Raw genomic sequence first — 12,301 nt, 5'->3', positions numbered from 1 at the left:
TGCTGCGATCGACGCCATTAAGGCAAAGGCCGCGTTAATTAAGTCTTCGGAGAAAGTCCTAATTGGCGAAACTGGAAAGTCCAGATATCGGTTTCTTCTTCTAGTTGTTGCTTGCGAGTTTTTCCTACGCCATGACCGGCTTGCGGTTCAATTCGAAGAAAAACCGGATAAGATGACCCAGTGGCCTGCTGTAGACGCGCGGTCATTTTTCTGGCGTGCAACGGATGCACTCGATTGTCATGCGCTGAGGTAAAAATTAAAATTGCGGGATATTTTGTATGAGGAACCACATGATGATAGGGGGAATAGCGTTGCAACCACTGCCAATCGGTCGGATTATTAGGATCTCCATATTCACGTTTCCATAACGCTGCCACCAAAAACCGGTCGTAGCGAAGCATATCTAATAAGGGCACGCCAATGATGGCAGAACGGATTAATTCCGGGTGCTGCGTGACTATGGTGCCAGTCAACAAGCCCCCATTGCTACGTCCAGTAATCCCCATCATATCGGGCCGGCTATATCCTTGGGTTACTAAATGACGCAAAACACTAACCATATCGTCAAATACATTTTGTTTTCGTTCCCGCATACCCGCTTGGTGCCATGCCTCACCAAATTCGCTGCCACCGCGTAATCCGGCAACGACATATAATCCGCCCGATTCGAGCCACAGATGGATTCCCGGAGAATAAGCAGGTTGATAAGCAATATTAAATCCTCCATATCCTCCCACAATGGCTGAACGGACCCCGGTTGGGACACCATCTTTCTCGGCCAAGAAAATGGGAATTAAGGTACCATCCTTTGATTTTACAAATTCCTGCCAGATGCGAATTCCCTCGATACCTTTGGTCTGGGCTCCCCAATACTTTAATTGGGGAGCCCAGACAGCCCATGTATAAACTTGGGGCGGCTGATCAAAAGAAGTCCATTCGATAAAAAAGCGGTCATGTTCCGGGTCTGATTGCAGTCCTATAACTGTTCCCACACCGTGATGAGGCAAATCGATAGGCGTCATTTCGCCATCGTTGTCAATAAATGCCAAATGGCACCGGGCCTGCTTAAAATACAGAAGCACAAGGCCGCTATCAAGCGGCACAACAGATTGAAGGGGCTCAGCGGGCGAGGAAACCCATAATGTGGCCCACCGGTTTTCAGAACGATTCCATTTCCATATTTGAGACGGCTCACTAGGATGATGATAAAGGCCAAATAATTCCCCGCCACGCCAAAATGGCTGAAGTCGCTCCCTAGTCCCACTAAAAATGTCAACAGGCATGATGGTCGTTGTTTCTAGATCGTCCATCTTCCATGTAAGTAATGACAGCCGGTTAGCGGTCCATCCCCGGTGGGTTTCAATGACAAGTTGGCTACCATCTTCAGCACCGCTCAGGCGAAATGTTGTCGTGGGATCGGGGTCAGAAAACACTTCTATGTCATCAGCGTAATCCGTGCCCAACCGATGACAATAAACCCGCTGACCATAGTACTGTGGACGACCGCTTTCATCGACAGGATAGCGCGTATAATAAAATACTGCGTGATTCATGGTCATAAATACAGAAGCCCAGCGTGTACCGGGAATGTTGTCATCTAAGAGCAGATTATGCGTCCAATCATAAATATATAATGTACTCCATTCGTCTCCTTGATTGGAAACACCAAAGAGAACAAACTTTCCATCTTCGGACAAGGTAAACCAGTCAATCGCTTGCGGATGCTCGGCTTGATTGGGGTCATAGATGGTTTGGGAATGGGAGTGACCTGGGGAAAGACACTCTAAGGTCGCTTGGTTCGCTCCGGGCTTACGGTGTACAAAAGCCATGACGCCTTGACGGACTTGAGGTACATGGGTCTCCTCATGCGTCATGAGGGTATCAAGTCGGTGATATATGGGCTCCCAAAACGCATCGGCATGCAAAGCACTGATGGTCTTTTGATGCTGTTCCGCCTCAAAGTGCCTAGTGTCCTCTGTATCGTCTTCTAAAAATCGAAAGGGATCATAAATCACAAATCCATGCTGGTCATCATCGTGTTTTATCGTCATACAACCCCCGGGCAATTTATGACTTCTAGCTATCTCATTAAAGAATTTATTCGCGGACTATTGACTCCTTTCCTGCCTCAATACATATCTTTCCTGTCATTTTGTCATCCTAATGGCGTTTTAAGGAGACGAGTTAAGGGGGCGATCGGGGCGATTATTCCGTTTCCACGGCAACTTCATCCTTTGTGGTTTTTTGGCCAAACCTTTGTCATCGGGTTGGATTTATACATTGTCTCGCCACTATTGCCAGCCATTTCCCGACAATATCACCAACCTCCTAATATGGTGAGTTTCCTCGTCACCGTATTTGCTCTAACCTATGCCATCTCCTCTCCCCTCTGGGGCGTATTTGCCGACCATTACACACGGCGGCGCCTGGCTTTGTTGGGATTAGGACTCTTTCTGGCAGGTGATTTCCTGACAGCTCTCGAGCCCCCCTTTCGCTATCTGCTCTGGAGTCGGGCCATCGCTGCGGTGGGTGCCGCAGGTTTTACGCCCAGTCTTTATGCCTATATTGCTGATACTACCTCAATTCATCACCGGGGACGAACAATGTCTATTGCTTCCGCGGGTTTTTCTTCCGCGACCTTTTTAGGAATTCCCTTGGGGCTAGTCATCGCCGACGCTTGGACATGGTCTACCGCGTTTTGGCTGATCTTTGTCTTAAGCCTTTTATCATGGGGTGTCACGTGGAAATTTTGGACCGTGTCAAAACAGGATACCAGTCACCAAAACCAAAGCATTTGTCCTGACAGCCGTCTCGCTGTGAATTATCTGGTCACTGCATTCGCATATGCAGGTTTTGGAGCCGTTTACACCTATCTACCATTAGATCTCACGCAATCCTATCATTTTAGTCCCCTTCGTTTGACAGCCTTCATGATCGCTTTTGGTTTATTTGGGTTGTTAGGCACTTTAGGAGCTGGATATCTGAGTGATCGCGTTGGCCATTTACGGGTCATCCGCTGGGCCCTCCTTGCAGAAACATTGATTTTACTAGGATTGAGATACCCTTGGAGGGGAGCGTTCCTCTGGCTTGGATTATTGCTGTTTTCACTGGTGACCTCATATACTCCTGTCCTTAAAGCATTGGTTAGTGCCAAAGGTGCAAAAGGGTTAGCCTTGTCCTGGAATAATGCGGCCATGTACTTTGGATTGTCTCTTGGTGCGTTAGGCATGGGCATGCTTTGGCCCTATGGCATGGCCACAATTTATTTAAGTGCCACCATGTTCACCACCATTGCCTATGTCATGACCTTGAGACTGTAAAGGATTTGGACATGTTTTCCACTTTTGGATCATATCATGAACTAAATTTACTAATGACGGAGGGATGTGAATGATTCAAGCGCCGCCTATGCGCACGTGGGTTAGAAATGCGAGTCGTTGGCCGCTTCGTATCATTGCCGGGGTTTTTGCCCTGAGTTTAACCACCGTAATGCACGGCACACTCACCCCCAATGTCAGCCGGTCAAATCCCACGGATTCACCCAAACCAACACATGTGGAACCAGCACCGATTCCTAAAAATCGTCCCCTTCCCGTTATTAAACCGATGCCTAAACCCACGACCCGGCCACCACGGGTGTATCATATTCAATGGGGGGATTCGCTATGGGCCATTTCAAACAAATTTCATGTATCGATTCAAGAATTGGAACAACTCAATCATTTGACCTCAACGACCATCTACGCCGGCCAAACCCTGCTCATTCCTCAAACCTATGTCGTTAAACCCCATGACACATTAAATACCATTGCTCGTCAATTTAAAGTCTCGTTGGTCGCCTTATGGCACGAAAATCGGTTATTGAGCGACAAACTGCAACCGGGCCAAACATTAGTCATTCCCTACACGGGACAAGCACTCGCTAGCTACCAAGCCCCTGCCGCGCCGCTTGCCTCGCCCACAAGCTCGTCTCTTCCCTATTCACGGGAGGATTTTCGCTTACTTGCCCATTTAGTGCATGCAGAAGCCGGGAATCAGCCATTCATTGGACAAGTTGCTGTGGCCGCTGTCGTCCTCAATCGTCTGAAAACCCCTGGCTTTCCGAAAACCATTCCCCAAGTTATTGAGGAACCCGGGCAGTTTGAATCGGTAAGCAACGGCACCATTTGGAGTCCCGCTAACTCGATGGCCTATTTAGCCGTGAGTGCGGCCCTAAAGGGCTGGGATCCGACCCACGGTGCCCTCTTTTACTATAATCCGTCATTACCCTATGATAACTGGATGAATAGCCTGCCAGTCACAGCTGTCATCGGCGACCAGGTATTTTGCCGTTAACCGGACAAATCAAAGGTTTGGTGCGCATGTTGAACAATTTGTTGAATCACACGCTCTGGGCCAAACAATGACAAATCCAGCCATCGAGCCATTTTTTCTGAGCGAAACCAGGTCAGTTGCCTTTTGGCATATTGTTTCGTATGCAGCATAATCAGTTGGTCACGCTCTGTATCCGAAGACAAGCCATAAGCCCAGTCAACCGTTTCTCGATAACCGATTGCAGATAACGCTTGTGATTTCCGGGGAACCCCTCGCTTTAACAAGGTCAGCACTTCATCAGGAAGCCCGGCTGCAATCATTTGTTCTGTCCGTATCTCGATTCGGTGATGCAGTTCCCGTAAAGGTCTGGTCAAAACCCAATACGCCACATGATAAGGACTTTCGTGACCGGTCCGGGGAAGAGGTTTGCCAGTGCTCCAGAACACTTCTAATGCACGGGTCAGCCGGTGATGATCTTGCGGCGCAATAGCCTCATAACTTGCCGGATCCACTGTTTTAAGCAATTCACGAATGAGTTCCCAGCCATGTTCATCACCAATCATCCGAATATGGCGGCGGAGAATTTGCGATAACTCGGGATTTTGCGGCGAAAACAAATAATTTTGAACAAGAGCGCGAATCCATAATCCCGTGCCTCCGACCAGAATCGGCAGATGGCCTCGGCTAGCAATCTCAGTAATCACTTGCTTTGCGTAAGCTTGGTAATCTGCAACAGAAAAAGCCGACCATGGACTGACAAGATCGATACCAAAGTGCGGAATGTTTTGACGATCGGCAGGAGAAATTTTAGCCGTGCCAATATCCAGTCCTTGAAAAACTTGTCCTGAATCACAGGACACAATCTCCCCATGGAGTTCCCGCGCTATGGAAAGGCTGATTTCCGTCTTTCCCACGGCCGTCGGTCCGGCCAAAATGAGTAACGGCTGTTTACCCCTTTCGTCCAAAACGGCGGTCAACCTCCTCTAACGTCAAATGGAGTGTCGTAGGGCGTCCATGGGGACAGCCCCTGGGATCATCAACAGTGGCCATCATATCCAGCAAGGCTTGCATTTCTTCCATGGTTAGCACCCGGTACGCTTTGACGGCCGCCTTGCATGCGGCCAAAGCATATTGAGTTTCTTGCGTCCAAAATATGGGATGATCATGGTGGTGTAAACCATCAGCTAAGGATTCCAGAACGGTACGGATAATACCACCGCTATCACTGGGGGAATTCATGAGACCTTGAGGAATCGCCCGAACCATTAGGGTGGTCCCCCCCACTTCGGTGATATCAAAACCCATTTCTAAAAACATGTCGCGATACTCGCGCCATTTAGCCCATTCTCCCGGTAAACAAGTATAGGTATAAGGAATTAACAATGGTTGTGCCACCAGAATTTCTTGGCCCTTACGGCGAAACTGTTCATAGTATACCCGCTCATGAGCAGCATGCTGATCAATGAGATAAAGACCTAAAGGGCCTTGCGCAATGATATATTTCGCTTGCCACTGAGCCAAGGGAATTAAGGCTTTGTATTCGTCGTGTAAGACTGGGACAGCGTCTGCATCCATCTCCGAGGGCCAACGCCATGACGGCTCCAAAGACTCCGAATCTTGCCACGACACATAAAGTTGTGAGGGCTTCTCCGTCTCAGCCGCGGCGAGCGATAACGGTTCCGACGGTGAATGCGCCGCCAATGAGTCTTGTACCGCATGGTATAGTTTTCCAGCAATAAACCGTTCATGGTCTAAACGCACTTCCGATTTGGTCGGATGGGCATTGGGATCCACTTCCGATCCATCCACAGTAATGAAAAGCCAAAAATATGGATAACGCCGCTCGGGAAGATGGGGACGAAATGCTTCTTCAATGGCATTTCGCAACACCCAATTGTTAACCCAGCGCCGATTAATGTATAAACTTTGCCCCTGCCGTGTTCCCCGGTTTTTCATAGCGGGACAAATAAATCCATGGATGACTAGTCCCTCTTGTTCGTAATGGACAGGTAATAAGCTATCGGCAATTTCGCTGCCAAATAATTGAAGGATAACGTCTTGAACTTGCCCATTACCTATTGTGTGCCACAAGATCTTTTCCCCATCGCGAAGGGTTATGGCTACATCCGCATACCCAATGGCATAATGCTGCAATAATTGCTGGATGGCCCCGAGTTCCGCATGAGCCGATTTAATAGCTTTCAATCGCGCTGGCACATTGAAAAATAGTTCCTCGACCCGGATTACTGTACCTTCCGCCATGGCAGTCGGGACTAATTCGCCAATGTTGCCACCATCAACCACCAGATGAAATCCATAAGACTGATCGTGAGGACGGGAAAATAAATGCGTATGACTGACCGCGGAAATAGCCGCCAGGGCTTCTCCACGAAATCCCAGGGTCATCGACCGGGTTAAGTCATCCAAAACCTTGATTTTTGACGTTGCATGTCGGCGAACCGACAAGACAAGATCCTCCCCATCCATTCCCAGCCCATCGTCTTGGACGGCAATGAGCTGCCTTCCACCATCGTCAATTTGCACATCAATATGCTTCGCCATGGCATCGAGACTATTTTCAACCAGTTCTTTGACAACAGATGCGGGACGTTCCACCACTTCACCGGCAGCAATCTGATCGGCGACCAAGGGATCGAGAATATGGATCCGACTCATCCGCTACTCCTTTCATCCAGGCTCGAGCGCTTCACCCGCTCGCGCCAGTCTTGAAGCCATTGCCATGCCTCACGAGGAGATAGATCATCCAGCTCGAGAAGTCTTAAGGCATCTAGCAATTCTTGTCCTAAGGGATCGGGACGAAACCACGTAACTTGTTGTACGGGCTGGGTTAATTCTTGCGTCTGTTCTTCCCACATCGTTAACAGATGACGAGCCCGTGTCAGCAAAGTTTTGGGGAAACCCGCCAATTCAGCCACTTCAACACCATACGAACGCGATGCGGCACCATTGATGATACGGTGGGTAAAGACCAATTGTCCGGTTTTCGGATCATGAATCACTTCCACCGTAAAATTGACCATGCGTGGATGGCTCGTCGCCAACTGGGTGAGTTCATGATAATGAGTGGCGAATAACGTTAAAGGGGCGGCAGGGGTGGCCAGGCGTTCGACAACGGCCTGAGCAATCGCCATCCCGTCAAAGGTTGAGGTTCCCCGTCCCAACTCATCCAAAATCACCAGACTTTCGCGATCGCTTTGGCGCAAAATCCACGCCATCTCCTCCATTTCAACCATAAACGTACTTTGGCCTCGGTAAATGTCATCATCCGCGCCAATCCGGGCATAAACACCGGAAAAAACGGGAAGATGCATATGCTCGCACGCAACTGGCGCTCCAATGTGGGCCATAATCACATTAAGAGCTAATGCCCGCATGAAAGTGGACTTGCCCCCCATATTCGGTCCGGTAATCAGTATGACCCGAAGATCTTCAGGTAACGTAATCGATGTCGGCACAAAATGCGGCGTGAGGGTCTCTAAAATGGGGTGCCGCAATCCCGTGATTTCCATATCTCGTATGGCACTGTCCTGCCACTCAGGAAAAGTATAAGAACGCATGACCGCGACTTCAGCTAGCGCACTATACACATCTAAAGTTGCCAACCAACGGGCTAGCTGGTTTAAGGGTTCGCTATGCGTTTGCACGAGTAAAAGGAGTTCTCTACCCCGTTCGTATTCGAGCGTCTTGACCCGGTCTAGGGCTTCCAAAATCGTCCGCTCTAGTTCCAGTAGCGCATCACTCGTATACCGTTCGGCATTCGCCATAGTTTGCCGCCGTCTCCAGTCATCAGGAACTTTATGAGTTTGTCCTCGGCTCACTTCCAAGTAATAGCCAAAGGTGCGGTGATATCCCACTTTCAATGTTTTAATTCCCGACCGATCTTTTTCTTCTTGTTCAAGGCTCGCTAGTGCTTCCCGCTGATTGGTAATGACCGACCGTAGACGATCGATCTGTGGATCAACCCCTTCTTGAATAATGTTGCCTTCATCCCATTTGTTAGGCACGTCCTCTTTCAGCACCCGTAAATGTAACAAGATATCTGAAATCACATCCAAAGAGGGGAAGACCGGTAAAAGATCGTGTGGCATGTCCTGTACCGTGTGGTAGATGTCCAATGTTGTGGCTAGCGTTTTAGCAATCGCAACGAGATCTTTGGGTGTAGCCATACCTAGGGCCACTCGGGAAATCTTTTTGGAAAGATCACCTATGATTTGTAACCGTTCGCGGACTTGTTTACGGATAGCAAGCTGCGTCATAAACCATTTGATCGCCTGTTGGCGCAATAAAATTTGGCTTTTACATGTTAACGGTCGCTCTAACCACGATGCTAACAAGCGTGAACCCATTGGTGTCAGCGTCTTATCTAAAATGGAGAGAAGACTGGGACCATCACTAGATAACACATGTAATTGATGCAGGGTTCTCGCGCTCACCGCCATTTGTTGGCCAGGATGGTACCACAAAATATTGGTCAAGTGCACCGGTTCGCGGTGTTCCAAGTCGGTTAAATAACGCCACAACACATAAAGCGCAGCCTGCGCTGTAGGATGTTCAACCAGACCAAAGGTACGTAAACCGGAGGTTCCGAACTTCTGCGCTAAGTATTGTTCTAAATCCCGAGGCGACAAGATTTTATTAAACCATGATCTATCCGCAACAGCCTTACCGGCTAAAACAACATCCGTTTCCCAATTCGTCAAATATTCTTGGGGATGCCACCGTTCCCACTCTTCTTGTATCCAGGTCGTCATGCGGGAATTAATCCGTTGTTCCGTAAAATACACCGATCCCGTGGCTAATTCCGCGATGACCAAGGCCCATTCGCGCTTAGCCACATAGAGAACAGCAAAGCGTGTAGGCTGTCCGTCTGATTCATCAACAAAGGTCCCCGGTGAGACCACCCGGATAATCTCGCGGTCCACCAAGCCTTTGGCAAAGCGAGGATCTTCCATTTGTTCCGCAATGGCGATGGTAAAACCTTTCTCAACCAATTTGCGCAAATATTGATCTACTGCGTGATAAGGAACTCCACACATCGGCGTCACTTTATCCCGGGTGGTTAATTGCACATCCAAAATCGGTGCGGCAATTTCTGCATCCTCACCAAATAATTCATAAAAATCGCCCAAACGGAAAAACAACAAAGCCTCCGGATGTTGTTGTTTCAGTCGCTGATACTGTTCTTGCATCGGCGTCAGTTTCGCGGTCATAAATCACCGTTCCCCGTTTTCTGATCCTTGCCCAACGCACAGGCCAACCAAATCCCTTGGAGAAAGCCATAAGGGGAATAGGTGACCTTAGACCAATGATAATGTCGCATAATCTCCTGAATGACCTTAAGGCCATTCGGAAAAATAGTCCGTCTCACGGGATCCATAAAATTGAGGCGTTCAGGGTGGTGCACGATCTGTTCCGCTACGCTTTCAATGTCCGTCAAGCGCATGACCCGTTGCCCAGTGAGTAATGACAGAGCGTGGGCTGTTCCTCCCACAACATATGGCTCTTCGGCGTGGATATCTTGAGGCCATGGAATTTGACGAACGGTAGTAGCTGCCCCAATAGGCAGGGAGATAATATGCTGGGAGGAGGCAAATTCCGTACTCCCACCCCCAATATCAATAATCCAATCCATTTGCGGTTCTAATGCTTTTACAGCAAACCACGTTAAATGCCCTTCCATCTGTCCATCAACAGGCCACAGAGGCCATCCCCAGTGACGAATAGATGTCGCAAGATGAGGCAACTGACGAATCGCCTCTCCCCCCGCCGCCAATCGTCTCGGACAGTGCCACTGGTCTGATAGTTGCGTAAATCGTGCCAGGGTTTGCTCCAACTGGATGGACGCATCCTCGGCAAATAGGTTCACCACCGATTGCTCATAGACTAAAGGTGTAGAGAGATTTTTGGCAATCAATAAAGCCGTCGTCGTCGATCCAATTTTTAAGACTGCGATGGCACTCATGGTATCTCCTTATCTGTGATAGATTGCTCGGCTGTCTTCAATGTGTCAGTATTATAGCAAATTCTTGTTTAGAGGCAGGCATGAGTATGACCGGAGAGGAAAGACGAGCATGGCTTAAAGATCATCTCAAAGGCACAACGCCTATCGCAGGTCATGAATTATCGGCGTTGTTAGGCGTGAGCCGCCAAGTCATTGTCCAAGATATTGCCCTGTTACGAGCGGAAGGCTATCCTATTATCTCCACGCCCCGGGGATATTTATTTTGGGAAAAACCTACGGGCAGCATCCGCACGGTCGTTGCGGTGAAACATGCCTCATCCCCTGTGGTCGTGCGCGAAGAATTAACCACCATGGTGAATAGCGGCGTCACGGTAATTAATGTCATTGTGGCTCATCCTTTATATGGGGAACTCGTGGGCAACTTAAACTTAAGCACTCTAGATGACGTCGACCGTTTTATGCAAAACATGCAACAGATGGGCGCAAGCTTGCTATCGGAGCTCACCGATGGTGTACACCTACACACCCTCGAAGGGACGCCCGACACAATTGAACGTGCAAAATGGGCTCTCGCGCATAAAGGATTTTTATTGCAAGCCACTTCATAACGCGGGTAAAATAAACAAATGGAATTTTCGCGGGAAGGAACTGTCATAGGTTGAACACAAGACGGAGAATTGCATTAGCCCTTACATCCATACTGAGCACTTTTGCTCTGTCCACATCTGTGTATGCGGCGTCCACTGTGCCGCCAAGTCCTCCGTCACTATCCGCCCAGGGAGCCATTTTGGTGGATGCCAATACGGGCCAGATACTTTATGGTCGCCATATCCGGCAAGAATTTTATCCAGCATCCATCACCAAGATTATGACAGCTTACCTGGCCATTACTCACGGCTGGAACAAAACCGTGCGGGTGTCGGTTCAAGCCCAAAACCAACCAGGATCAAGTTGCTATCTACGCGCCGGACAGGCGTACCCCATGCCCCGGGTTGTAAGCGCGATGATGATGGTCTCGGGTAATGATGCCGCCTACGCCATTGCGCAGACTGTTGGGGGAACCGTTTCTCATTTTGTACACATGATGAACCAGACGGCACACAGGTGGCACGCGCCGGGAATTCATTTTGCCAATCCCAGTGGTCTCCCCAATCCTCATCACGTCGTGAGCGCATTAGGCATGGCCATTATCACCGAGCATGCTATGGCTAATCCCATCTTTCGTCAAATCGTGGCCACCAAAGTCGCGTCATTACCACCTGATCCTGCTCCCCGAATTTATTACAATCAAAATCGTCTGCTCTATACCTACCCTGGCGCTATTGGGGTCAAAATTGGATATACCATCGAAGCTGATGAAACCATTGTCGGCGCAGCCAAGCGTCACGGTATTACCCTCATTGAAGTCTTATTAAAAGATACACCAGCAGGCTTATGGCCCGACGCCGCCAACTTATTGAGCTGGGGATTTCAGCATTTTTCATTAGTGCATCCCATCCAGGCTGGAGCAATTCTGGGTACGGTTGACATCGGCCATCGCCCGATATTGGTGAAAAGTGGGGCAAATTTAAACTATTTGGCCTATCCGGGCGAATCGATCCATCCCGTCCTTCACTTTGTCCCCGACACGCACCTTGTATCCAAACCGATCACGCGCAATGAAATGGTTGGCTCGGTTCAAGTCACTATTAATGGACAAGATGTTGGTTCGTTACCCCTCATCAGTTTGTCCTCCATGGCTCCATATCACCAATCCCCCTTCTGGCGCTGGAAGTGGGTGGAATCGATTGTAGCTGTGATGATTTTAATAAAATTGCTCTCTCGCCATCGCTATCGCCGGAGGAAAACCTTGAGGGTAAATCCATGGCATCTACGAGGCAGTGATTCGCGGTAAAAATCGCCCCAGCGTTGTTCGATATTCAGCATTTTTTCATAAACATAAGGTATTCTCGCAGAGCGAAATGCGTGGTGCTGGTTAAAAACCGACAAACGAAAAGGAGACTA

Annotated in this window: 9 protein-coding genes; 4 read left to right on the top strand and 5 right to left on the bottom strand. The window is 49.0% G+C overall.

The annotated features are described in order from the left end of the window. Window positions 1-38: 38 nt before the first annotated feature. Complete coding sequence (locus tag AOA63_RS05785) at window positions 39-2,051, bottom strand: prolyl oligopeptidase family serine peptidase (protein WP_053958810.1); 2,013 nt, start codon at window positions 2,049-2,051, stop codon at window positions 39-41. On the opposite strand from AOA63_RS05785, the gene AOA63_RS05780 reads away from it, so the two are divergent. Together AOA63_RS05780 and AOA63_RS05775 are read left to right on the top strand one after the other, a co-directional pair. Beyond that, window positions 2,022-3,320 carry an MFS transporter gene (locus tag AOA63_RS05780; protein WP_082343774.1) on the top strand — a complete coding sequence of 433 codons (1,299 nt, stop codon included), beginning with the start codon at window positions 2,022-2,024 and terminating at the stop codon, window positions 3,318-3,320. The genes AOA63_RS05785 and AOA63_RS05780 overlap by 30 nt on opposite strands. A gap of 70 nt (window positions 3,321-3,390) precedes the next feature. Next, entirely contained in the window at window positions 3,391-4,335 is a 945-nt protein-coding gene (locus AOA63_RS05775) for a LysM peptidoglycan-binding domain-containing protein (protein WP_053958808.1), read from the top strand. Here AOA63_RS05775 and miaA read toward each other — a convergent pair. The 4 genes from miaA to AOA63_RS05755 are packed head-to-tail and all read right to left on the bottom strand — an operon-like array spanning window position 4,332 to window position 10,297. Further along, entirely contained in the window at window positions 4,332-5,279 is a 948-nt protein-coding gene (miaA, locus tag AOA63_RS05770) for a tRNA (adenosine(37)-N6)-dimethylallyltransferase MiaA (RefSeq protein ID WP_053958807.1), read from the bottom strand. The two genes, AOA63_RS05775 and miaA, sit on opposite strands and share 4 nt — an antisense overlap. Beyond that, a complete protein-coding gene (gene mutL, locus AOA63_RS05765) occupies window positions 5,263-6,990 on the bottom strand; it encodes a DNA mismatch repair endonuclease MutL (protein WP_053958806.1) in 1,728 nt (575 codons plus the stop codon). The genes miaA and mutL overlap by 17 nt, the downstream gene beginning before the upstream one ends. Beyond that, window positions 6,987-9,545, bottom strand: a complete 2,559-nt coding sequence (mutS, locus tag AOA63_RS05760) for a DNA mismatch repair protein MutS (RefSeq protein WP_053958805.1) — start codon at window positions 9,543-9,545, stop codon at window positions 6,987-6,989. Before mutS ends, mutL begins: the two co-directional genes overlap by 4 nt. Next, on the bottom strand, window positions 9,542-10,297 hold the full coding sequence (locus AOA63_RS05755; protein WP_053958804.1) for a hypothetical protein: 756 nt from the start codon (window positions 10,295-10,297) through the stop codon (window positions 9,542-9,544). Before AOA63_RS05755 ends, mutS begins: the two co-directional genes overlap by 4 nt. An 80-nt stretch (window positions 10,298-10,377) precedes the next feature. Between AOA63_RS05755 and AOA63_RS05750 the strand changes: the two genes are divergently transcribed. Continuing rightward, window positions 10,378-10,905, top strand: a complete 528-nt coding sequence (locus tag AOA63_RS05750; RefSeq protein ID WP_053958803.1) for a transcription repressor NadR — start codon at window positions 10,378-10,380, stop codon at window positions 10,903-10,905. Between the two features lie 50 nt (window positions 10,906-10,955). Then, on the top strand, window positions 10,956-12,191 hold the full coding sequence (locus AOA63_RS05745) for a D-alanyl-D-alanine carboxypeptidase family protein (protein WP_242848283.1): 1,236 nt from the start codon (window positions 10,956-10,958) through the stop codon (window positions 12,189-12,191). Window positions 12,192-12,301 lie beyond the last annotated feature (110 nt).

Origin of the sequence: Sulfobacillus thermosulfidooxidans, assembly GCF_001280565.1 — a bacterium.
GTDB lineage: Bacteria > Bacillota > Sulfobacillia > Sulfobacillales > Sulfobacillaceae > Sulfobacillus > Sulfobacillus thermosulfidooxidans_A.
The sequence above is the reverse complement of the archived record's forward strand: the minus strand, read 5'-3'. Positions and strand labels throughout refer to the sequence as shown.

Bases quoted from the DNA above. Each gene is read 5' to 3' on its own strand.
- AOA63_RS05780 (WP_082343774.1), top strand. From the start codon at position 2,022: ATGCTGGTCATCATCGTGTTTTATCGTCATACAACCCCCGGGCAATTT.
- AOA63_RS05785 (WP_053958810.1), bottom strand. From the start codon at position 2,051: ATGACGATAAAACACGATGATGACCAGCATGGATTTGTGATTTATGAT.
- AOA63_RS05775 (WP_053958808.1), top strand. From the start codon at position 3,391: ATGATTCAAGCGCCGCCTATGCGCACGTGGGTTAGAAATGCGAGTCGT.
- mutL (WP_053958806.1), bottom strand. From the start codon at position 6,990: ATGAGTCGGATCCATATTCTCGATCCCTTGGTCGCCGATCAGATTGCT.
- mutS (WP_053958805.1), bottom strand. From the start codon at position 9,545: ATGACCGCGAAACTGACGCCGATGCAAGAACAGTATCAGCGACTGAAA.
- AOA63_RS05755 (WP_053958804.1), bottom strand. From the start codon at position 10,297: ATGAGTGCCATCGCAGTCTTAAAAATTGGATCGACGACGACGGCTTTA.
- AOA63_RS05750 (WP_053958803.1), top strand. From the start codon at position 10,378: ATGAGTATGACCGGAGAGGAAAGACGAGCATGGCTTAAAGATCATCTC.